This window comes from Blastococcus sp. TF02A-35, from assembly GCF_004571075.1.
Lineage (GTDB): Bacteria > Actinomycetota > Actinomycetes > Mycobacteriales > Geodermatophilaceae > Blastococcus.
The window spans coordinates 16,245-37,984 of the sequence record NZ_SPQP01000005.1 but is presented as its reverse complement, the minus strand read 5'-3'; the positions used below and the strand labels follow the sequence as shown (position 1 = coordinate 37,984).

General features: G+C 74.3%; 21 protein-coding genes. 16 read left to right on the top strand and 5 right to left on the bottom strand.

Going from position 1 to position 21,740, the window contains the following annotated elements; genetic code table 11:
• Nucleotides 1–4 precede the first annotated feature (4 nt).
• Nucleotides 5–1,372 (top strand): DUF2252 domain-containing protein, encoded by a 1,368-nt coding sequence (locus E4P43_RS03505; RefSeq protein ID WP_209313703.1) that lies wholly within the window; start codon nt 5–7, stop codon nt 1,370–1,372.
• Here E4P43_RS03505 and E4P43_RS03500 read toward each other — a convergent pair.
• Nucleotides 1,369–3,363 (bottom strand): VWA domain-containing protein, encoded by a 1,995-nt coding sequence (locus E4P43_RS03500; RefSeq protein WP_135144047.1) that lies wholly within the window; start codon nt 3,361–3,363, stop codon nt 1,369–1,371. The genes E4P43_RS03505 and E4P43_RS03500 overlap by 4 nt on opposite strands.
• Nucleotides 3,364–3,365: 2 nt before the next feature.
• Nucleotides 3,366–4,838, bottom strand: a complete 1,473-nt coding sequence (locus tag E4P43_RS03495) for a sigma 54-interacting transcriptional regulator (RefSeq protein ID WP_135144046.1) — start codon at nt 4,836–4,838, stop codon at nt 3,366–3,368.
• A 147-nt stretch (nt 4,839–4,985) separates the two neighbouring features.
• Between E4P43_RS03495 and ilvA the strand changes: the two genes are divergently transcribed.
• The 5 genes from ilvA to E4P43_RS03470 all read left to right on the top strand — a co-directional run bounded on the left by ilvA (nt 4,986) and on the right by E4P43_RS03470 (nt 10,648).
• Nucleotides 4,986–6,212: a threonine ammonia-lyase gene (gene ilvA, locus E4P43_RS03490; RefSeq protein ID WP_135144045.1), complete on the top strand. Its 1,227-nt coding sequence runs from the start codon at nt 4,986–4,988 to the stop codon at nt 6,210–6,212.
• A 141-nt stretch (nt 6,213–6,353) separates the two neighbouring features.
• A complete protein-coding gene (locus E4P43_RS03485) occupies nt 6,354–7,349 on the top strand; it encodes an ATP-binding cassette domain-containing protein (protein WP_135144044.1) in 996 nt (331 codons plus the stop codon).
• Nucleotides 7,346–8,155 (top strand): ABC transporter permease, encoded by an 810-nt coding sequence (locus E4P43_RS03480; RefSeq protein WP_135144043.1) that lies wholly within the window; start codon nt 7,346–7,348, stop codon nt 8,153–8,155. The genes E4P43_RS03485 and E4P43_RS03480 overlap by 4 nt, the downstream gene beginning before the upstream one ends.
• A gap of 49 nt (nt 8,156–8,204) precedes the next feature.
• Nucleotides 8,205–10,268, top strand: a complete 2,064-nt coding sequence (locus E4P43_RS03475) for a M3 family metallopeptidase (protein WP_135144042.1) — start codon at nt 8,205–8,207, stop codon at nt 10,266–10,268.
• 65 nt (nt 10,269–10,333) lie between these two features.
• Complete coding sequence (locus tag E4P43_RS03470; protein WP_135144041.1) at nt 10,334–10,648, top strand: hypothetical protein; 315 nt, start codon at nt 10,334–10,336, stop codon at nt 10,646–10,648.
• 4 nt (nt 10,649–10,652) lie between these two features.
• On the opposite strand, the gene E4P43_RS03465 is transcribed toward E4P43_RS03470, so the two are convergent.
• The gene (locus tag E4P43_RS03465; protein ID WP_167759050.1) at nt 10,653–10,985 is read right to left on the bottom strand and encodes an RNHCP domain-containing protein; all 333 of its coding nucleotides are present in this window, start codon (nt 10,983–10,985) and stop codon (nt 10,653–10,655) included.
• 7 nt (nt 10,986–10,992) lie between these two features.
• Nucleotides 10,993–11,553 carry a transcription elongation factor GreA gene (greA, locus tag E4P43_RS03460; protein WP_245158918.1) on the bottom strand — a complete coding sequence of 187 codons (561 nt, stop codon included), beginning with the start codon at nt 11,551–11,553 and terminating at the stop codon, nt 10,993–10,995.
• A gap of 190 nt (nt 11,554–11,743) precedes the next feature.
• Here greA and mca point away from each other — a divergent pair, with 190 nt between their 5' ends.
• From mca to E4P43_RS03440, 4 genes are read left to right on the top strand one after another with little or no spacing between them, the layout of a single operon-like run.
• A complete protein-coding gene (mca, locus tag E4P43_RS03455; RefSeq protein ID WP_135144039.1) occupies nt 11,744–12,631 on the top strand; it encodes a mycothiol conjugate amidase Mca in 888 nt (295 codons plus the stop codon).
• The gene (locus E4P43_RS03450; protein ID WP_135144038.1) at nt 12,628–12,966 is read left to right on the top strand and encodes a hypothetical protein; all 339 of its coding nucleotides are present in this window, start codon (nt 12,628–12,630) and stop codon (nt 12,964–12,966) included. Before mca ends, E4P43_RS03450 begins: the two co-directional genes overlap by 4 nt.
• 30 nt (nt 12,967–12,996) lie before the next feature.
• Nucleotides 12,997–13,662, top strand: a complete 666-nt coding sequence (locus E4P43_RS03445; protein ID WP_167759049.1) for a maleylpyruvate isomerase N-terminal domain-containing protein — start codon at nt 12,997–12,999, stop codon at nt 13,660–13,662.
• 42 nt (nt 13,663–13,704) lie between these two features.
• Complete coding sequence (locus E4P43_RS03440; RefSeq protein ID WP_135144036.1) at nt 13,705–14,955, top strand: geranylgeranyl reductase family protein; 1,251 nt, start codon at nt 13,705–13,707, stop codon at nt 14,953–14,955.
• Here E4P43_RS03440 and E4P43_RS03435 read toward each other — a convergent pair.
• Complete coding sequence (locus E4P43_RS03435; RefSeq protein WP_135144035.1) at nt 14,952–15,764, bottom strand: hemolysin III family protein; 813 nt, start codon at nt 15,762–15,764, stop codon at nt 14,952–14,954. The genes E4P43_RS03440 and E4P43_RS03435 overlap by 4 nt on opposite strands.
• 130 nt (nt 15,765–15,894) lie before the next feature.
• Here E4P43_RS03435 and E4P43_RS03430 point away from each other — a divergent pair, with 130 nt between their 5' ends.
• The 6 genes from E4P43_RS03430 (at nt 15,895) to E4P43_RS03405 (ending at nt 21,717) form a co-directional block, all read left to right on the top strand.
• Nucleotides 15,895–16,674 carry an isoprenyl transferase gene (locus E4P43_RS03430; RefSeq protein ID WP_135144034.1) on the top strand — a complete coding sequence of 260 codons (780 nt, stop codon included), beginning with the start codon at nt 15,895–15,897 and terminating at the stop codon, nt 16,672–16,674.
• Nucleotides 16,675–16,696: 22 nt separating this feature from the next.
• The gene (locus E4P43_RS03425) at nt 16,697–17,914 is read left to right on the top strand and encodes a DUF885 domain-containing protein (RefSeq protein ID WP_135144033.1); all 1,218 of its coding nucleotides are present in this window, start codon (nt 16,697–16,699) and stop codon (nt 17,912–17,914) included.
• Nucleotides 17,915–17,917: 3 nt separating this feature from the next.
• Nucleotides 17,918–18,328 carry a hypothetical protein gene (locus E4P43_RS03420; RefSeq protein ID WP_135144032.1) on the top strand — a complete coding sequence of 137 codons (411 nt, stop codon included), beginning with the start codon at nt 17,918–17,920 and terminating at the stop codon, nt 18,326–18,328.
• Nucleotides 18,329–18,397: 69 nt separating this feature from the next.
• Nucleotides 18,398–19,387, top strand: a complete 990-nt coding sequence (locus tag E4P43_RS03415; RefSeq protein WP_135144031.1) for an ATP-binding cassette domain-containing protein — start codon at nt 18,398–18,400, stop codon at nt 19,385–19,387.
• Entirely contained in the window at nt 19,384–20,142 is a 759-nt protein-coding gene (locus E4P43_RS03410; RefSeq protein WP_135144030.1) for an ABC transporter permease, read from the top strand. The genes E4P43_RS03415 and E4P43_RS03410 overlap by 4 nt, the downstream gene beginning before the upstream one ends.
• A gap of 276 nt (nt 20,143–20,418) precedes the next feature.
• Nucleotides 20,419–21,717, top strand: coding sequence for a PhoH family protein (locus tag E4P43_RS03405; protein WP_135144029.1), 1,299 nt, complete (start codon nt 20,419–20,421; stop codon nt 21,715–21,717).
• Nucleotides 21,718–21,740: the final 23 nt, after the last annotated feature.

The window sequence follows — 21,740 nt, the reverse complement described above, 5'->3', positions numbered from 1 at the left end:
ACCTGTGGCACCTTCCCTCCCCGGCCTGACCCGTTCGGGCGATGACGACCAGCGCACCCGGCAGATCGTCGAGGTCCTCGTCGAGGCCTTCGGCGAGCTCATGGACGCCGACGCCGACGCCTTCCGCACGAAGTTCCGCAAGATGGCGGCCGACCCCTTCGCCTTCTACCGGGGGAGCGCGCCCCTGTTCTACGCGGACATGGCGACGTTCGAGGACCGCTGGAGCGACGAGCGGACGTCGCGCGTGTGGATCCAGGGTGACCTGCACGCGGAGAACTTCGGCACCTACATGGACAGCGCCGGCCGGATCGTCTTCGACGTCAACGACTTCGACGAGGCCTACCTCGGGCACGTCAGCTGGGACCTGCGCCGGTTCGCCGCCAGCTTCGCGCTCCTGGCCTGGCGCAAGGCGCTCGGGGACGACGTCATCGGCGACCTGCTGGGGACCTACCTGACCGCCTACCTCGACCAGGTGGAGGCGTTCACGCACTCCGACGAGGACCGCTCCTTCGCCCTGACCGCCGCCACCACCGAGGGAGCGGTCCGCGACGTGATCCTGGAGACGACCGCGCGCACCCGGCTGGGCCTGCTCGAGCGCATGACCGTGGTCGAGGGCTTCCGGCGGCGGTTCGCCGACCGGCCGCGCAACCGCCGGCTCGACGACGCCGAGCGCGACCGGGTGCTCGCCGCCCTGGAGCGCTACCGGGAGACGGTGCCGAAGGGGCAGCGGCGGCGCGAGGTCACCTACGACGTCAAGGACGTCATCGGCACCGGCGGCTTCGGCATCGGCAGCGCCGGGCTGCCCGCCTACAACGTGCTGCTGGAGGGGTACGACCAGGCGCTGGAGAACGACGTCGTCCTCTCGCTGAAGCAGGGCAACGTGCCGGCGCCCAGCCGGGTGGTCACCGACCCGGAGATCCGCTCCTACTTCGAGAACGAGGGGCACCGGACGGCGCTGAGCCAGCGGGCCCTGCAGGCCAACACCTCCCAGTTCCTCGGCTACACCGAGATCGACGGGCGAGGCTTCGTCGTCGCCGAGCTCTCGCCCTACGAGCTGGACCTGGACTGGGAGGACCTCACCGAGCCCGAGGAGATCGAGCCGGTGATGGCGCAGCTGGGCCGCGCGACGGCGAAGCTGCACTGCGTGGGCGACGCCGACAGCGACCACACGCTGGTGCCGTTCCAGACCGAGGAGGCGATCACCGGGCTGCTCGCCGACCGCCGCGAGGAGTTCGTCTCGGACATGGTCGAGTTCGCGCGGTCCTACGCACTGCGCACGCAGGAGGACCACCGCCTGTTCGTGAACGCGTTCCGCGCCGGCCAGATCCCCGGGATCAGCTCCAGCGGCTCGCACCCGCTGCCCGGCGACTAGCGGGCCCGCCGGCCCCTCCGGGCCCGCAGGTAGTCGGCGACGACGTACTCGCCCAGCCGGTCGGCGTCGGGCTCGAACACCCGGCCACCCGCCCGCTGGGTGAGGTCGTGCACGAAGTGGACCAGGCCCGGGTCGGGGTCCAGGGCGAAGACGTTCACCGTCGCCCCGGACCGGGCCACCCGCTCCACCTCGGCCACGGTGCGCGCGATCGTCTCGGGCATCGGCGGCCAGCAGAAGAACGGCGTCCCGTCGTCCTCCAGGTGCGCCGTCGGCTCGCCGTCGGTGACCACCAGGACCACCGGCTCGGCGTCGCGGTGCCGGGCGAGAAACCGGCGCGCCAGCATCAGGCCGTGCTGCAGGTTGGTGCCCTGCAGCGTGTCGACGCTGAGCTCGGCGAGGGTCTCGGGCCGCAGCACCTGCGCGGTCGAGGAGAAGCCGATGATCTCGATGGCGTCCTGCGGGAACTTCGTCGTCACCAGCGAGTGCAGCGCCATGGCCGTGGACTTGGCCGCGCCCCAGGTGCCGCGCAGCGCCATCGAGTAGGAGAGGTCGACCAGGAGCGCGACGGCGGCGCCGGTGCGCCGCTCGGTCTCCACCACCTCGAAGTCGTCGACGGCGATGCGCACCCGCCGCCGGCCGTCCAGCCGCGGCTCGTGCGCCGTGCGCAGGACGGCGTTCTTGACGGTGCGGACGACGTCCAGCGGCTGCTCGTCGCCGAACCGCCACTCCCGCGAGCTGCCGGTCAGCTCCCCGGCGGCGCCGGCGTCGGCGACGTCGTGCTCGCCGCGGCCGGTGGCGTCCAGCTTCGCGAACACCCGGCGCAGCGCCGTGGCGCCGAGCCGGCGGACCGCCTTGGGGGAGAGCTCGAGCCTGCCGTCGGTCCGGTCCAGGTAGCCCTGGCGCTCCAGCTCCCGCTCCAGCCGGCGGAGCGCTGCCAGGTCGTCGGCGGCCGAGCGGCCCAGCGCCCGCTCCAGCAGCTCCTCGTCGACGTCGGAGAGCGAGGCGCCGGCGTAGCCCTGGGACAGCTGGTTGGACAGCGCCTCCAGGTCGGCCAGCTCCGCGACGGCGCTGGTGGCGTCCCCCAGGCCGAGCGAGGGCTCGCCGTCGGGCACCTGGCCGCGCTGCCCCCACGGCAGGTCGGGCCGGGCCTGGCGCAGCGCGTCGGAGAGGTGGGCCATCTCGCTGGCCAGCCCCATGTCCTCCATCGTCTGGGCCATGAGCTCGCCGAGCTCCGCGCGCTGCTCGGGGGAGAGGCCGGCCATCATGCGTTCCTGGGCGGCCGCCCGGCGGGCGAGGGAGTCGATGAGCTCCTCGACCGACCCGGGCTGGTCGGGGAAGAACTGCCCGTGCCTCTCCATGAAGTCGACGAACTGCTGGTCGGTGTCCTCGCCGCGGTTGTGCGCGTCGACCAGCCGGGACAGGTCGGCGACCATGTCCTTGACCGCCTGCATGTCCTCCGGGGTCGCGTTCTCCAGCGACTGCTTCATCGAGGCGAAGGAGCTGTCGAGCACCTCCCGGCGCAGCAGGTCCTGGATGCGGTCGTAGGCCTGCCGCGCCTCGGCCGACCGCCACTCGTACTCCTTGAGCGCCCGGACGGCGCCCGCGGTGTCCTCGGGCAGGGCGTCGAGCTCGGCCTCCTTGAGCCGCGCCATGTCGTCGGGGTCGGGGAACAGCTCGCGCCGCTCGGACTCGACGGCCCGGTCGAGCAGCTCCCGCACCTCCTGCAGGGTGCCGTCCATCCGCCCGGCGGTGCGGGCCTGGCGCAGCCGGTCGCGCACGGCCCGGCGCAGCTCGTCCAGGCCGCGGCGGCCCTCGGCGCCGCGGCGCAGCAGCTCGCGCAGGGCCTCGCGCACCCCGCTGCCGCCGAGGACGGAGTCCCCGATCTCGTCGACGGCGTTGCCGAGGTCGTAGGGCGGGGCGAGCGGGTCGGGGCCACCGGCCCACCGCCCGTACCGGTACCCCTTCGGGGAGCTGCGCCCTCGCCCGGCCACCGTCAGGCCCCGTACACGGTGCGGCCGCCGTCGGTGTCCTTGGCCAGCCGGCGGGTGAGGTAGAGGCCCTCGAGCGCGAACTCGACCGCGGCCGCGGCCTGCTCGGCGGACTGCTCGCCCTCGGGCACACCCAGGCGGCCGAGCAGCTCGGCGAGCCTGGGGATGGTGCCCAGCTGGCCGAGCAGCGCGGGCGCGGGGACCAGGTCGCCCGACTCGACGGTCTCCCCGCCGCTGAAGTGCTCCTGCAGGCCGGTCAGGTCCAGGCCGGCGCACCGGGCGCGGAACGTCTGGGCCGTCGCCTGGCGCAGCAGGTGGTCGAGGACCTCCAGCTCGCGGTCGTCGTCCGGGTCGGACCCGGCGTCGGCGAACTCCACCTTGCCGCGGCTGGCGGGGACGACCGACGGCAGGTCGACCACCCGCGCCACCGGGCGGGTCTCGCCGGCGACCGCGGCGCGGCGGACCGCGGAGGCGGCGACCGTCTCGAGGGCGGCGACGGCGAACCGGGCGCTGACCCCGGAGCGCTGGTCGACGTGGCTGGACTCGCGCACGAGCCGGGTGAAGCGGGCGACGATCTCCACGAGGTGCTCGGGGACCAGCGGGGTGGCGTACACCGCGTCGCCGGCCCGCACGGCGCCGTCGCGCCAGGTGGTCTGCGCCTCCTGGTGCAGCAGCCGGATCTCGTCGGCGAGCTCCACCGGGTAGTGCGTGCGGACCTCGGTGCCGAACCGGTCCTTGAGCGGGGTGATGATCCGGCCGCGGTTGGTGTAGTCCTCCGGGTTGGCGCTGGCCACCAGGAGCAGGTCCAGCGGCAGGCGCACCCGGTAGCCGCGGATCTGGATGTCGCGCTCCTCGAGCACGTTGAGCAGGGCGACCTGGATGCGCTCGGCGAGGTCGGGCAGCTCGTTGACGCTGAAGATCCCGCGGTTGGTGCGGGGCACCAGGCCGTAGTGGACGGTCTCCGGGTCGCCCAGCGTGCGGCCCTCGGCCACCTTGATCGGGTCGACGTCGCCGATCAGGTCGCCGACGCTGGTGTCCGGCGTCGCCAGCTTCTCGCCGAAGCGGTCGCTGCGGTGCAGCCAGCCCACGGGCGTGGCGTCGCCGTGCTCGGCGATCTGCCGGTGCGCCCAGACGCTGACCGGGTGCAGCGGGTGCTCGTTGAGCTCGCTGCCGACGAGGACCGGGGTCCACTCGTCGAGCAGGCCCACGAGGGTGCGGATCAGCCGGGTCTTGCCCTGCCCGCGCTCGCCGAGCAGCACCAGGTCGTGGCCGGCGATCAGGGCCCGCTCGACCTCGGGGAGGACGGTGTCCTCGAACCCGACCATGCCGGGCAGGCTCGGCTCGCCGGCACGCAGCCGGGCCAGCAGGTTGGCGCGGATCTCGGCCTTGACCGGCCGGAAGGCGGCCCCGGTGGCGCGCAGCTCGCCGAGGGTCGTGGGTTCGGGGGAAGCGGGAGCGGGTGCGGGGGTCTCCGTCACCCCCGCCACGGTACGACGGTCGCGCGCGTCCTGGTCGGTCCTCGGCACCGCCTCCGTCCCGGCCGGGCCGGTGGTCCTCGGCAGGGGCGACCTGCGCGAGCGACGCGCCTGGTCCACGCGGTCGGGAGTTGCTGCGAGGATCGCCACGTGCTCGCTCCTGGTGGACTGCCCCTGGTCAGCGGGGCGGACGTCGAGGCGGCGGCGGACCTGCTGGCCGGCGTCGTCCGCCGCACCCCGCTCGAGTACTCCGGCGCGCTGGCCGACCGCGTCGGCGGACCGGTCTGGCTCAAGTGCGAGAACCTCCAGCGCACCGGGTCGTTCAAGATCCGCGGTGCCTACACCCGCATCGCCCGGCTGACCGACGAGGAGCGGGCCCGGGGCGTCGTCGCGGCCAGCGCCGGCAACCACGCGCAGGGGGTGGCGCTGGCCGCCCGCCTGCTGGGAGCGCGGGCGACCGTCTACATGCCCGAGAGCGCGCCGCTGCCCAAGGTCGCGGCGACGGAGTCCTACGGGGCGCAGATCGAGATGTTCGGCCAGTCGCTCGCCGAGCCGCTGCTGGCCGCCGCCGAGCACGCCGAGCGGACCGGCGCGGTCTTCATCCACCCGTTCGACCACGCCGACGTCATCGCCGGGCAGGGGACGGTGGGTCTCGAGGTCCTCGAGCAGTGCCCCGAGGTGGCCACCGTGGTGGTCTGCGCGGGCGGGGGAGGGCTGGTGTCCGGGGTCGCCGCGGTGGTCAAGGAGCGCCGTCCCGACGTCCGGGTGGTGGCGGTGCAGGCGGAGGCGGCCGCCGCGTTCCCCGGCTCGCTGGCCGCCGGCCGGCCGGTGGCGCTGCCGGCCATGAGCACCATGGCCGACGGGATCGCCGTCCCGAAGCCCACCGACCTCACCTTCGCGCACGTGCAGGGCCTGGTCGACGAGGTGCGCACGGTCAGCGAGGAGGACCTGTCCCGGGCGCTGCTGTACTGCCTGGAGCGGGCCAAGCTCGTCGTGGAGCCGGCGGGGGTGGCCGCGGTCGCCGCGGTGCTCGCCGACCCGACGGCCTTCCGCGCGCCGGTGGTCGCGGTCGTCTCCGGCGGCAACATCGACCCGGTGCTGCTGCTCAAGGTCGTCCAGCACGGCATGGCCGCGGCGGGCCGCTACCTGTCGCTGCGCCTGCGGGTGCCCGACCGGCCCGGGTCGCTGGCCGCCGTCCTGGCCGAGCTCGCCACGGCCGGGGCCAACGTGCTGGAGGTCGAGCACGAGCGGACGGCGACGCGGCTGGGCATCGGCGAGGTCGAGGTCTTCGTCGTCGTGGAGACCCGCGGGCCGGCGCACGCCGGCGAGGTCATCGGCGCGCTGCGCAGCGCGGGCTACGCCGTCACCCCGGAGTAGCCGCCGCACCGATGAGTCCCCGGGCCGCCCGCGGTCTGAGTCCGTGTCCCGCGCTCGCGGGAAGGGACGGAGGACGTGCGCGTGCACGCGACTGGGAAATCGGCTGGGGAACTGTCGGTGGGCGGGCCTAGCGTCCGCGGCATGACCGACGCGATCGTGGTCGAGGGGCTGGTCAAGCGCTACGGCGCCACCACCGCTCTCGACGGGGTGGACCTGACGGTGGCCGAGGGCTCGGTGCTCGGGCTCCTCGGGCCGAACGGCGCGGGCAAGACGACGGTGGTGCGCACGCTGGCGACGCTGCTGGCGCCGGACGCCGGCCGGGTGGAGGTGCTCGGCCTGGACGTGGGCCGGGGCGCGGACCAGGTGCGGGCGGCCATCGGGCTCACCGGCCAGTACGCCGCCGTCGACGAGTACCTCACCGGCTACGAGAACCTGGAGATGGTCGGGCGGCTGTACCGGCTCGGGAAGGCCGAGTCCCGGCGGCGGGCCGGCGAGCTGCTGGAGCGGTTCGACCTCACCGATGCCGCGAACCGGCCGGCCAAGACCTACTCCGGCGGCATGCGCCGCCGGCTGGACATCGCCGCATCGCTGATCAACCGGCCGCGGGTGCTCTTCCTCGACGAGCCGACGACCGGCCTGGACCCGCGCAGCCGGCTGGCCATGTGGGAGTTCATCGCCGAGCTGGCCGACGGCGGGACGACGATCCTGCTGACCACGCAGTACCTGGAGGAGGCCGACCGGCTCGCCGACCGCATGGTCGTCATCGACCGCGGCCGGGTGATCGCCCGGGGCACCGCCGACGAGCTCAAGGCGCAGGTCGGCGGGCAGCGGCTGGAGCTCACCGTCACCGACGCCGCGGTCCTGCCCGGCATGGTGGAGCGCCTGCGGCCCCTCGCGGTGGACGAGCCGAACGTCGGCGACCAGGGCCGGCGGCTCTCGCTCCCGGTCAGCGGCGGTGCCGAGGTGCTGGTCGAGGCGCTGCGCCGGCTGGACGGCGGCACCGCGCAGATCGTCGACGTCGGGCTGCGCCGGCCCGACCTGGACGACGTGTTCCTCGCCCTCACCGGCCGTGCGGCCGAGGAGGTCGCCGCCGACGACCCGACGGCCGAGCCGGCCACGACCGGAGGTGCCCGATGAGCAGCCTGGCCGCGACGTTGTCCGACAGCGTCGTCATCACCAAGCGGAACCTGATCAAGGTCAAGCGGGTGCCGGACCTGATCGTGTTCGCCACGCTGTCGCCGATCATGTTCGTGCTGCTGTTCCGCTACGTGTTCGGCGGCGCGATCGGTGGCCTGCCACCGGGCGTCTCCTACGCGGAGTTCCTGCTGCCCGGGATCTTCGCCCAGACGATCGTCCTCGGCTCGACGACGACCGGCGCCAGCATCGCCGAGGACCTGCAGAAGGGCCTCATCGACCGTTTCCGGTCCCTCCCCATGGCCCGCTCGGCGGTCCTGGTGGGGCGCACCGTTGCCGACCTCGGGCTCAACGCCATCTCCATCGCGGTGATGGCGCTGACCGGCCTGGTCGTCGGCTGGCGGATCCACTCCTCGGTGCCCGAGGCGATCGCCGGCTTCGCGGTGCTGCTGCTGTTCGCCTACGCCATCTCCTGGTTCATGGCGCTGGTGGGCCTGCTGGTCCGCGTCCCGGAGGTGGTGAACAACGCCAGCTTCATGGTGATCTTCCCGCTGACGTTCCTGGCCAACACGTTCGTCCCGCTGGAGTCCCTCCCGTCGGTGCTGCGCACGTTCGCGGAGTGGAACCCGGTCTCGGCCGTGGTGCAGGCGGCCCGGGACGTGTTCGGCAACACCTCGCCGCTCGCGCCGACCCCCGAGGTGTGGTCGCTGCAGAACCCGGTGCTCTACACGCTCATCTGGGTCGGGGTCATCCTGGCGGTGTTCGTGCCCCTGTCGGTCCGCCGCTTCGGCAGCGCCGCGAGCCGCTGACACCGGCACCGCTGCGCAGCGGAGGGGGCGGGGTGGAGACTGGCGTTCGATGAGCGCCGACCCCACTCCCGCCCTCTCCGCCGACAACCCCCTGGCCCGGGTCTCGGAGCTGCCGTTCCGGCTCCCGCCGTTCGCCGGCATCACCCTCGAGCACTGCCGTGAGGCGCTGCTGGCCGGTATGGCCGAGCAGCGCCGGGAGGTCGCCGGGATCGTGGGGTCGGCGGAGCCGCCCGGCTTCGAGAACACCATCGTGGCGCTGGAGCGGTCCGGGGCCCTGCTCGACCGGGCCTGGTCGGTGTTCGGGAACCTGTCCTCGTCGGTGGCCACGCCGAGGCTGCGCGAGATCGAGCGGGAGATCGCCCCGCTCGCCGCCGCCCACGACGACGCGCTGCGGCTGGACCCGGAGCTGTTCGCGCGCGTCGACGCCGTGCACGCCGCCCGCGGCACCGCGGGCCTCGACGCCGAGCAGCTCCGGCTGGTCGAGCGCTACCACCTGGACTTCGTCCTGGCCGGCGCCCGGCTGGACGACGCGGGCCGCGCCCGGCTCAGCGAGCTGAACCAGGAGCTGTCGGAGCTCTCGACGACCTTCGGGCAGAACCTGCAGCTGGCCACCGAGGCCGCCGCCGTCCGCGTCACGGACGCAGCGGAGCTGGACGGGCTGAGCGAGGAGGAGGTGGCCGCCGCGCAGCGCGCCGCCGCCGACCGCGGTCTCGAGGGCTTCCTGCTCACCCTCGTCCTGCCCACCGGGCAGCCGCTGCTGGCGAAGCTGCGCGACCGGGAGCTGCGCCGCCGGGTGTTCGAGGCGTCGGTGGGCCGGGCCTCGGCCGGCGAGCACGACAACCGGCCGGTGGCCGAGCGGATCGCCCGGGCCCGCGCCGAGCGCGCGCGGCTGCTGGGCTTCGGCACCCACGCCGACCTCGTGCTCGCCGACCAGACGGCGGCCACCACCGAGGCGGTCGACCGCATGCTCGGCTCGATGGTCCCGGCCTCGGTGGCCAACGCGGAGGCCGAGGCCGCGGTGCTGCGCGAGGCGGCCGCGCGCGACGGCGTCGAGCTCGCCGCCTGGGACTGGGCGTACTACAGCGAGCGGGTGCGGGCCGAGCGGTACGCCGTCGACACCACGGCGCTGCGCCCGTACTTCGAGCTGGACCGCGTGCTGGTCGACGGCGTCTTCCACGCCGCCGAGCTGCTCTACGGCCTCCGCTTCACGCCCCGACCGGACCTGGCCGGCTACCACCCCGACGTCCGGGTCTGGGAGGTCACCGACGCCGACGGCGCGCAGGTGGGTCTCTACCTGGGCGACTTCTTCGCCCGCGAGGGCAAGCGCGGCGGGGCGTGGATGAGCTCCTTCGTCCGCCAGTCGGGGCTGCTGGGCACCGCGCCGGTCGTCGTGAACAACCTGAACGTCACGCGGGCCCCCGAGGGCCGTCCGACGCTGCTCACCCTCGACGAGGTCAACACGCTGTTCCACGAGTTCGGGCACGCGCTGCACGGCCTCAGCTCCGCGGTCACCTACCCGCGGTTCTCCGGGACCAGCGTGCCGCGGGACTTCGTCGAGTTCCCCAGCCAGGTCAACGAGATGTGGGCGCTGTGGCCTGAGGTGCTCACGCACTACGCCCGGCACGTGGAGACCGGCGAGCCGCTGCCGCAGTCGGTGGTCGAGGCCATCGACGCCGCGCAGCTGTGGGGTGAGGGCTTCGGGACGCTGGAGTACCTGGCCGCGACCCTGCTGGACCAGGCCTGGCACCGCATCACGCCGGACACCGAGGTCGGTGACCCGGTGGAGTTCGAGGCCGAGGCGCTGCGCCGTGCGGGGGTGTCCTCGGAGCTGGTGCCGCCGCGCTACCGGACGACGTACTTCCAGCACATCTTCGCCGGGGGCTACTCGGCCGGCTACTACTCCTACATCTGGTCGGAGGTGCTCGACGCCGACACCGTCGAGTGGTTCCGCGAGAACGGCGGCCTGCGCCGGGAGAACGGGGACGCCTTCCGGGAACGGCTGCTCGCCGTCGGTGGCTCGGTCGACCCGCTGGCCGCCTTCCGGGCCGTCCGGGGACGCGACGCCGACCCGGGCCCGCTGCTCCGCCGCCGCGGGCTGGCGCCGGCCGCGTGACCCGCCGGGGGACACCCCGTACCGGGTGATGCCGGGAAGGGCTGCGGTCCGCCACGATGCCGGGCATGGACGTCCTGCTCGGCCTCGTGGCGGTGCTCGTGCCGGCGAGCGCGATCGCGGTGGTGCTCCTGCCGCCGGTCGTGCTGGCGGTGGGACGCCGCCGTCCGCTGCTGGCCGCCGCGTCCTACGTCGCCGCGCTGACGTTCGTGGCCGCGTGGGTCGTCGCCGCTGTCGACCACATGGAGTGGGCCGACCGCACGGGCGGGCAGGGCAGCGCCTTCGCCGGCAGCGGCTGGCTCGTCCCGGCCCTCGCGGCGGCCGCCGGCTCCGTCGTCGCCTCGCTGCGCCGTTCCCCGCCGGCGCCCGCCACCCGGGCCTGACCCCTCAGAGCCAGGGGAGCGAGAGCACCAGGTCCAGGTCGTCGGGGGCCGCCCCGTCGCGGACCAGCCGGTTGGGCTGGCGGTGGCCGCAGGCCGTGCAGCGGTGGACCACCTGCCAGCCCTTGCCCGACTTCTCCACCAGGCCGACCGGCTCCATGGGCTGCCGGCACCCGCTGGCCCGGTCCCCGGGCAGCTCGTCCACGTGCAGCGACCACAGGCAGTACGGGCAGTGGTTGCGGTAGTGCCCGTCGGTGTTCGCCGGCACCGGTGCGGCGCAGTGCACGCACGGGAAGCCGGTGTTCTCCGCCCGCCGGGAGCGGGCGCGCGGTGCGCTCACCGAGCGGTCAGGGGACGAACGGCTCGATGCCGACGACCTCGACGGTGATGTCCCGGCCGTTCGGCGTCTGGTAGGTGACCTTCTGGCCGGGCTTCGCGCCCATGATCGCCGCGCCCAGCGCCGACTCGGGGGAGTAGACGGTGAGGTCGGTGGTGCCGGCGATCTCGCGGGAGCCGAGCAGGAACTTCTCGGTGTCGTCGTCGCCGTCGAACCGGATGGTGATCACGGTCCCGGTCGCCGCGTGGGTGACCTTGGTCGGCGGCTCGCCCACGTGGGCCTTGCGGAGCAGGTCGGTGAGCTGGCGGATGCGGCCCTCCTGCTTGCCCTGCTCCTCCTTGGCGGCGTGGTAGCCGCCGTTCTCCTTGAGGTCGCCCTCCTCGCGGCGGGCGTTGATCTCGGCGGCCATGGCCGGTCGGTTCGCCACCAGCTGGTCGAGCTCGGCCTTCAGCCGGTCGTGGGCCTCCTGGGTCAGCCAGATGCCCTGGTCCTGCTCGTCAGTGGGGGTGGACACGCGGGAGAACTCCTGGAACTCGTGGGTGGCCCCCCGGGTGCGGAGGCCGTAGGTCAATCCGGCCAAGCTAACACTGCGGATCGGGGCCGTGCACCGGTGCGACGCGCTGCGAGCGAACCGGAACCGTAACGTACCGGGACGTGACCGGGCCCACGAGCCGCCCGTCCGGGTGGACCTCGGGCGAGGTGTGGGCCACACCTGGCCGGCCTTCCGTCATCCCTGCCGCCGGGCGAGGGACACTGTTGCGGTGACCCAACCCGACCAGCTGCGCCTGCTCGCCGTGCACGCACACCCGGACGACGAGTCGAGCAAGGGCGCCGCCACGATGGCGAAGTACGTGGCCGAGGGCGTTCGCGTCATGGTGGCGACGGCCACCGGCGGCGAGCGGGGCTCGGTGCTGAACCCGGCCATGGACCGCCCCGAGGTCTGGGAGCGGCTGCCCCAGATCCGCGTGGAGGAGATGGACCGGGCCCGCGAGATCCTCGGGATCGAGCAGGAGTTCCTGGGCTTCGTCGACTCCGGCCTGCCCGAGGGCGACCCGCTGCCCCCGCTCCCGGAGGGGTGCTTCGCCCTGGTGCCGGTCGAGGAGGCCGCCGCGCCGCTGGTCGCCCTGATCCGGCGCTTCAAGCCCCAGGTGATCACCACCTACGACGAGCGCGGGGGCTACCCGCACCCGGACCACATCAAGACCCACGACATCTCGGTGCACGCCTTCGAGGCCGCCGGTGACCCCGACCGCTACCCGGAGCTCGGCGAGCCCTGGCAGCCGAGCAAGCTCTACTACCACATGAGCTTCACGCTGCCCCGGACGAAGGCGCTGCACGAGGCGATCCTGGCGACCGGTGCCGAGTCGCCCTACGCCGAGTGGCTGGCCAACTGGGACCCGGCCCACGACATCTCCCACCGCGTGACCACCCGGGTCCCGTGCGCCGAGTACTTCCCGGTGCGCGACGCGGCGCTCATCGCGCACGCCACGCAGATCGACCCCCTCGGCCGCTGGTTCGCCTGCCCGGTGGAGACCCAGCAGGAGGTCTGGCCGACCGAGGACTACGAGCTGGCCCGCTCCCTGGTGGACACGACCCTCCCCGAAGACGACCTGTTCGCCGGCATCCGCAGCGAGGTGACCGTCCGATGAGCACCGCCGTCCTGGTCCTGGCGGCGGCCGAGCAGGCGCCCGAGGACGTCGGCAAGGCCGGGCCGTTCGGGCTCCTGCTGCTCGTGCTGCTGCTCATCGCCTCCGCCCTGCTGGTGCGGTCGATGAGCGGCCACCTCAAGAAGCTGCCGCGGAGCTTCGACCCGGCCGACCAGGAGCCGCGGATCGAGGTCCCCGACGACATCTCCGAGCTGGACCGGCCGCGGCCGGAGCCGGGCCAGGAGCTGCTCGACACGCTGCGGCGGGCGCCGCTGGCGATCGAGGCGCCGCGGGACCGCGACGACGAGGGCGGGCAGGGCACCACCGCGCGGGGCTGAGCCGGGGCGCCGGTGTGCCAGGCTGCCCCGGTGGCCGCGCCGCTGGAACTGCTCCGCACCGCCTACGGCGACCTGTCCGCGGCCCTGTACGGGAGCGCCGCGTCCGGCGACCCGTGGGCGCCGACCGGCTGCCGCGGGTGGGCCGTCCACGACCTCGCGTTCCACCTGCTCGGTGACGCCCGCCGCGCCGTCGTCGGCCTGAACACCCCTGCCCGTGGGCCGGCCGACCGGGACGCCGTCACGTACTGGCGCGGGTGGAGCCCGCCGGGGCCCGGCGACGACGAGGCGCTGGTCCGGACCCGTGCGGTGGCTGCCGTCGGGATCGCCTTCGCCGACCTGGTCGAGGAGTACGCCGGGACCACCGCCGCGGTGCTCGTGGCGGCCTCCCGGGTGCCGGCCGGTGAGCTGGTGCGCACGCAGGACCTGGCGATGACGGTGGACGCGCTGCTCTCCACGCTCACCGTCGAGGCCGCCGTCCACCACCTGGACCTGGTCGCCCACCTCGACCGGCCGGGCCCGTCGGCCGGGCCGCTGGCGGAGGTCCGCCGCGTGCTGGAAGGGCTGGCCGGGGGGCCGCTCCCCGCCACCTGGGACGACGCCACGGCCGCCCGCCGCGGCACCGGCCGGGAGACGCTCACCGGGGCCGACCGCGCCGAGCTGGGGGAGCGGGCCGGCGCCTTCCCCCTGTTCGGCTGATCAGGTGCTCGGTCCGTCGTCGCCACCAGGGACACTGGGACGGTGACCGCCGCAGCCGTGCCGAGCTCGACCGACGTCCTCGTGGTCGGTGCCGGGCCGGCCGGGTCCTCGGCCGCCGCGTGGGCTGCCCGTGCCGGGCACGACGTCGTCCTCGCCGACGCGGCGGTGTTCCCGCGGGACAAGACCTGCGGCGACGGCCTGACCCCGCGCGCCATCGCCGAGCTGGACCTGCTCGGGCTGGGCGACTGGGCGCGGTCGAAGGCGCGCAACCGGGGCCTGCGGGCCGCCGGGTTCGGCCGGCAGTGGGAGCTGCCCTGGCCGGGTGGCGAGTTCCCCGACCACGGCAGCGCCGTGCCGCGCACCGAGCTCGACGCCCGCATCCGCCAGGTGGCCGTCGAGGCCGGCGCCCTCCCCTGGGAGGGTGCGCGGGCGGTCGACGTGGAGCGGGACGGCGACCGGGTCACCGGCGTCGTCTTCGAGCTCGAGGACGACAGCCGGGTGACCGTCGCGTGCCGCCGTCTCGTCGTCGCCGACGGCGTCCGCTCGCCGCTGGGGCGGGTGCTCGGGCGGACCTGGCACCGGGACACCGCGTACGGGGTCGCCGCCCGGAGCTACGTGCGCTCGGGGCGCAGCGACGACGAGTGGATCAGCTCGCACCTGGAGCTGCGCGGCACCGAGGGCGAGCTGCTGTCCGGCTACGGCTGGGTGTTCCCGCTGGGCCGCGAGGCCGGCGAGGTGAACCTTGGCGTCGGCACGCTGGCGACCTCCCGCCGGCCGGCGGGCGTGCAGCTGAAGTCGCTGCTGGAGTTCTACGCGGAGAGCCGCCGCGAGGAGTGGCAGCTGGACGGGAAGGTGCGCGACGTCGCCTCGGCGCTGCTGCCCATGGGAGGTGCGGTCTCCGGCGTCGCCGGGCGCAACTGGGCCCTGGTCGGGGACGCCGCCGGCTGCGTGAACCCGCTCAACGGCGAGGGCATCGACTACGGCATGGAGACCGGCCGCACGCTGGCCGGGATGCTCGGCGAGGACGACTGGACGGCGGCGTGGCCGGCCACCCTGCGCCGGCACTACGGCGAGGCGTTCTCGATCGCCCGCCGGCTGGCCGGTCTGCTCACCGTCCCGCGCTTCCTGCCGGCGGCCGGGCCGGTCGGCATGCGCTCGCGCCCGCTGATGACCGTGGCCCTGCGGGTGATGGGGAACCTGGTCACCGACGAGGACCGCGACCTCACCGGCCGGCTCTGGCGGCTGGCCGGCAGGGCCTCGGTGAGGCTGGACGACCGGCCCCCGTTCGGCTAGACGAACGGCGAGTTGAAGACGGCGAAGTAGACGGCGATGTAGTGGCAGATCGCCGCCACGACCGTCATCGCGTGGAACACCTCGTGGTAGCCGAAGGTGCCCGGCCACGGGTTGGGCCGCTTGAGGCCGTAGGCGATGCCGCCGAGGGTGTAGAGCACGCCACCGACGGCGAGCAGCACCATCGAGGTCACGCCCGCGATGTGCAGGATGTCGGTGAGGACGAACACCGCCACCCAGCCCAGGCCGATGTAGAGCGGGACGCCGACCCACCGCGGCGCCGTCGGCCAGGTCATCTTCAGCGTCACGCCGGCCAGGGCGCCGGCCCAGACGGCGGCCAGCACGATGAAGCCGGTGGGCTGGTCGACCGCCAGCAGCGCGAACGGCGTGTAGGTGCCGGCGATGAAGAGGAAGATCATCGAGTGGTCGAGGCGCTTCATGATCCGCCAGCCGCGGGGTGACCAGCGCCGCCGGTGGTACAGCGCGCTGATGCCGAAGAGGCCGCAGATCGTCAGGCAGTAGACCGACACCGACCAGCCGGCCCGGGCGCCCTGGACCGCGGCCAGCGGGATCAGCACCGCGCCGGCGACGATGGCGCCGAAGAACGAGACCAGGTGGATCCAGCCGCGGGCCCGGGGACGGGTGTCGGGATGGGTCCAGTCCTTGTCAGCGAAGTCCGAGGCGTCCCAGGCCCGCTCGACCTGCTCGCCCTCGGCGACGACGGTCTCGACCGCCTCCTGCGCGGGAGCCTCGAGCTCGGAACCGTCAGCCTCCACCCGGACCGTGTCGCGATCGTTCGGGGAGACGCTCATGAGGCGAGGTTACGGAGGCGTAGGTTCGCCGTCACCCGGAAGCGGCTGTGACCTGCACGGCCCCGCCACGAGGCTCGCCGCCGGCCCGCGCGTGGCGAGCGGGACCGCCGCGGGTCACTAGGGTGGGCCCGTGGGGGTGCGTCAGCGGGTACGGGACGCGCTGATCCAGGTGTACGAGCGGCGGCTGGCCCGGGCGCTCGTGGGCGCGCAGGTCCCGCGGCACGTCGGCGTGATCATCGACGGCAACAGGCGGTGGGCCCGGGACATGGGCCTGGAGGACGTCAGCGAGGGCCATCGCCGCGGCGCCGGCATGATCGCCGACTTCCTCGACTGGTGCGACGAGGCCGGGGTCGAGGTGGTCACGATCTTCATGCTGTCCACCGACAACCTGTCCCGCCCCCAGCCGGAGCTGGTGCCGCTGCTGCGCATCATCGAGGGCGTCGTCGCCGACCTCTCCGGGGCCGGCCGCCGGTGGCGGCTGCGCGCCGTCGGCGCCCTGGAGCTGCTGCCGGCCGAGACCGTCGCCGTCCTCAAGCGGGCCGAGGACGTCACCCGCGACCGTCCGGGCGCCACCGTCAACCTGGCCGTGGGCTACGGCGGGCGCCGGGAGATCGCCGACGCCGTGCGGTCGCTGCTGGCCGAGCACGCCGAGCGCGGGACGACGCTCGACGAGCTGGTCGAGGTCCTCGACGTCGACCACATCGCCGAGCACCTCTACACCAAGGGCCAGCCCGACCCCGACCTGATCATCCGGACCAGCGGGGAGCAGCGGCTGTCGGGCTTCCTGCTGTGGCAGACCGCGCACGCGGAGTTCTACTTCACCGACGTCTACTGGCCGGACTTCCGCCGCGTCGACTTCCTGCGCGCGCTGCGCGACTACGCCGCCCGGCACCGCCGGTTCGGCGAGTAGGCGCGGCTGCGAAACTGCGTCCATGACCGCCGGAGCCCTCGACATCGCCCTCGAGTACGTGCGCCTGGGGCTGCGTTTCGACCGGCTGGAGCCCGGCTTCGTCGACGCCTACACCGGTGACCCGCGCATCCGCGCGCAGGTGCGGGACGAGCCCGCGCCCACCCCGCAGCAGCTGCGCGACCGGGCCCGGGAGCTGCTCGGCGAGCTCGGCGCAGCGGGGCTGCCGGAGGACCGGGCGGACTTCCTGCGCGGCCAGCTGACCGGCCTGGAGTGCAGCGCCCGGAAGATGAGCGGCGAGCCGGTCGGGTTCGTCGAGGAGGTCCGCAGCTACTTCCAGGTCGACGTCGAGCTGGGCGACGAGTCCGCCTACGCCGCGGCGCACGCGGAGCTGGACGCGCTGCTGCCGGGCGACGGCACCCTCGCCGAGCGGTACGCCGCGCACCGCCGTCGCGAGGAGTGCCCGCCGGACCGGCTGGAGACGGCGGTGCACGCCCTCTCCAGCGCGCTGCGCGACCGGGTCCGCGGCCAGTACGGGCTGCCCGAGGTCGAGACCGTCCGGTACGAGGTGGTCACCGACAAGCCCTGGTCGGGCTTCAACTACTACGAGGGCGGGTTCCGCTCGCGCGTGGCGATCAACGCCGACCTGCCGCACCGCCTCTCCCAGCTGGCGCACCTGGTCGCCCACGAGTCCTACCCCGGCCACCACACCGAGCACTGCCGCAAGGAGCGCGGGCTGGTCGAGCGCACCGGGCGCCTCGAGCACACGGTCTTCCTCGTCAACACCCCCGAGTGCCTCATGGCCGAAGGGCTGGCCGACCTCGGCGTGCAGGCCGCCGTCGGCCCGGGCTGGGGACCGTGGGCGGCGGAGATCCTCGGCGACCTGGGGCTGCGCTTCGACGGCCACCTCGCCGAGCGCATCGCGGCCGCCGCGGGCCCGCTGAACCGGGTCCGCCAGGACGCCGCCGTGCTGCTGCACGACCGCGGCGCGGACGCCGACGAGGTCAGCGCCTTCCTGCAGCGCTGGTCGCTGGTCAGCCCCGAGCGCGCCCGCCAGCAGATCCGGTTCCTGACCGACCCGCTGTGGCGGGCCTACACCTCCACCTACGTGGAGGGCTTCGCCCTGCTCTCGCGCTGGCTCGACGCGCGGCCGGCCGAGCAGCCGGTGGCCGACCGGTTCCTCCGGCTGCTCGACGAGCCGCTCACGCCCGGCCGCGTCGCCGCCGAGCTCCGGGCCGCCTGAGCCGTGTCCCGCCGGTCACCCGCCCAGGCGCGGTTCCTCGGTCTGTGGAGCGCCGCCTGGCTGGCGGTCCTGCTGGTGCTCGGGATGCTCCGGTTCGGCGACCCGGCCGTGCAGTGGCCGGTGCTGCTCGTGCCCGCGGTCTGGGCGCTGGTCGCCCTGCGCCCGCGCCGCCGCTCGCGGATGGCGGTCGTCGAGCGCGAGCGCCCGCCCCGACGGCAGCGGCCGGTGGACGACGGCTGGGCCGAGGACGACCGGCACCCCGCCGACGAGCGCTACGACGACCGGTACGACGAGCGGTACGACGGGTACGACGACGACCCGCCGGCGCTCCCGCCCGGCATGCGCACCGATACCGTGGAGCGCCCGGCGCTGCGCCGCCGGCAGGACCCGTACGAGGACGACGGCCGGTGGTGAGCGGCGCGTCCTGACGCGCCCCGGGAAACCGCTGGCGGGTCGTCGGTGGGCTGCACGATGCTGTCGTCCGTGATCTCCGCCCGCGGCCTGGCCCGCACCTTCCGCAAGCGCAAGCAGGAGGTGCACGCCGTCGTCGGCGTCGACCTCGACGTCGAGGCCGGCGAGATCGTCGGCTTCCTCGGCCCCAACGGCGCGGGCAAGACGACGACGCTGCGGATGCTCACCACGCTGCTGGAGCCCTCGGCCGGCGAGGCGACCGTGGCCGGGTGCGACCTGCGGACCGACCCGGTCGGCGTGCGCCGGCGGATCGGCTACGTGTCGCAGAGCGGCTCCACCGCGCCGGAGGCACGCGCGGGGGAGGAGGTCGTCGACCACGCCCGGCTCTACGGGATGACCCGGGCCGACGCGACCGAGCGCGGGCAGCGGCTGTTCGCCGAGCTGGACCTCGACGGTCTGTGGGAGCGCCAGCCCAAGGCCATGTCCGGGGGCCAGCGCCGGCGGCTGGACATCGCCATGGGCCTGATCCACCAGCCCGGGCTGGTCTTCCTCGACGAGCCGACCACCGGCCTGGACCCGCAGGCCCGGGCGAACCTCTGGCAGCACATCCGGGCGCTGCGCGCCGACCGCGGCACCACCGTCTTCCTGACCACGCACTACCTGGACGAGGCCGATGCGCTCTGCGACCGGATCCTGGTCATCGACCACGGGTCGATCGTGGCCGCGGGCACGCCGGACGCGCTGAAGTCCCAGGTCGGCGGCGACGTCGTCACGGTGACCGCCGACCGGGGGCAGGTCGCGGAGGTGGCCCGCCTGGCCGCGCAGCTGCCGGGTGCCGAGCCCCCGCAGGTGCTCGACGACCGGGTGGTGGCGCGCGTGCCGCACGGTGGCACGGCGCTGGTGGAGCTGGTCCGCGCGCTCGACCGGTCGGGGGTCGCGGTCAGCGGGATCGAGAGCCGCCGGCCCAGCCTCGACGACGTCTTCCTCGGCCTGACCGGCCGGTCCCTGCGCGAGGCGGGTGCCCCGGCGCCCGCACCGGCCCCGGAGGTGGCCGCCCGATGAGCACCCTGCTGCGCGACACCGGCATCGTCTTCGCCCGCGCCATGCGCCTGTCGCTGCGCAACCCCGCCTGGCTGGTCATCAGCCTGATGCAGCCGATCCTCTACATCCTGCTGTTCGGGCCGCTGCTCGAGCCGTTGTCCGGCCAGCTGGGGTCGGGGAACGCCTACCAGACCTTCGTGCCCGGCATTCTCGTGCAGCTGGGCATCTTCGGGGCGCTGTTCGTGGGGTTCGGCCTGATCGCGGAGTACCGGGCGGGCGTCATCGAGAGCCAGCGGGTCACCCCGGCCAGCCGGACCGCCCTGCTGCTGGGCCGGGTGCTGCGCGACGTCGTCGTCCTGCTCGTGCAGGGCACGCTCCTGGTGCTGGTGTCCATCCCGCTGGGGCTGCGCGCGCCGGTGCTCGGGGTGCTGCTCACCCTCGTGGTGATCGCGCTGCTCGGCGCGGCGTTCGCGTCGGTCTCCTACGCGCTGGCCCTCACGTTGAAGAGCGAGGATGCGTTCGCGCCGCTGCTCAACGCCTTCGTCCTCCCGGTGCTGCTGCTCTCGGGCATCCTGCTGCCGATGTCGCTGGCCCCCGGCTGGCTCCAGGCGGTGAGCGACGTCAACCCGCTCAAGCACGTCGTCGAGGGCGCGCGGGCCTTCTTCGAGGGCGGCTACGGCACCTCGACCGCCTGGTGGGGCGTGGCGATGACGCTGCTCCTGGCGGTGCTCGGCTGGTTCTTCGGCGTCCGGCGTTTCCGGCGCGAGTCCAGCTGAGCGACGGGCGAGCACCCGTGGGACGGATGTGACGGCCGTTACCCCGTTGGGTGAACTTCAGGTTCCGACCGGGTCGGTGGGGGCGCCGTTGTCGGTGGTCGGGCCTAACGTCCGCGGTGGACGACGAGCTGTCCTCGCCGTCCACGGGAGGCCCGGTTGGTGCTGACGAGTTCGTCGACCAGGGGGGGCCGGTACCCGGCCTCTGCGCCGGGGCCCGGCCACCTTCGAACCGGGGCGCGCCTCTGCCGCGAGGCCGCGTCCCACGGGAGCCGACTCGTGACCACTGCCCGCCGCACGTTCGTCCTCGACACCTCGGTCCTGCTCTCCGACCCCCGGGCGCTGCTGCGCTTCGGCGACGCCGACGTGGTCCTGCCGCTCGTCGTCATCGGTGAGCTGGAGGACAAGCGCCACCACCCCGAGCTCGGCTGGTTCGCCCGGCAGACGCTGCGGATGCTCGACGACCTGCGCGTCACGCACGGCCGGCTCGACGCCCCGGTCCCGGTCGGCGAGTCCGGCGGCACGCTGCACGTCGAGCTCAACCACAGCGACCCGTCGGTGCTCCCGGCCGGCTTCCGCAACGACAGCAACGACTCGCGGATCATGGTCGTCGCGCTCAACCTGCGGGCCGAGGGGCGCGACGTCTGCCTGATCACCAAGGACGTCCCGCTGCGGGTCAAGGCGGCCGCGGTGGGGCTGGACACCGACGAGTACCGGGCGCACGACGTCGTCGACGCCGGCTGGACCGGCATGGCGGAGCTGTCGGTGGACGACGCCGACCTCGACGCCCTCTACGAGGCCGGTGAGGTGTTCCTGCCCGCCGCGGCGGAGCTGCCCACGCACACCGGCCTGGTGCTGCTCTCCTCCCGTGGGTCCGGGCTGGGCCGGGTGACCCCGGACAAGCAGGTGCGGCTGATCCGGGGCGACCGGGAGGCCTTCGGGCTGCACGGCCGCTCGGCGGAGCAGCGGGTGGCCCTGGACCTGCTGCTGGACCCGGAGATCGGGATCGTCTCCCTCGGCGGCCGCGCGGGCACGGGCAAGTCGGCGCTGGCGCTGTGCGCGGGGCTGGAGTCGGTGCTGGAGCGCCGGGCGCACAAGAAGGTCGTGATCTTCCGGCCGCTGTACGCCGTCGGCGGGCAGGAGCTCGGGTACCTGCCCGGCGGCGAGGGCGAGAAGATGTCGCCCTGGGCGCAGGCGGTCTACGACACCCTGGGGGCGCTGGTCTCCAAGGAGGTCCTGGAGGAGATCGCCGCGCGGGACCTCATCGAGGTGCTGCCGCTCACCCACATCCGCGGCCGGTCGCTGCACGACTCGTTCGTGATCGTCGACGAGGCGCAGTCCCTGGAGCGCGGCGTGCTGCTGACCGTGCTCTCCCGGCTCGGGACGAACTCCCGGGTCGTCCTCACCCACGACGTCGCCCAGCGGGACAACCTCCGGGTCGGCCGGCACGACGGCGTCACCGCCGTCATCGAGAAGCTGAAGGGGCACGTGCTGTTCGCGCACACGACCCTCACCCGGTCCGAGCGCTCGCCGATCGCGGCGCTGGTCACCGAGATGCTGGAGGACCTCCCGCTCTGAGGCCGACGCCCTGCCCCGGGGGC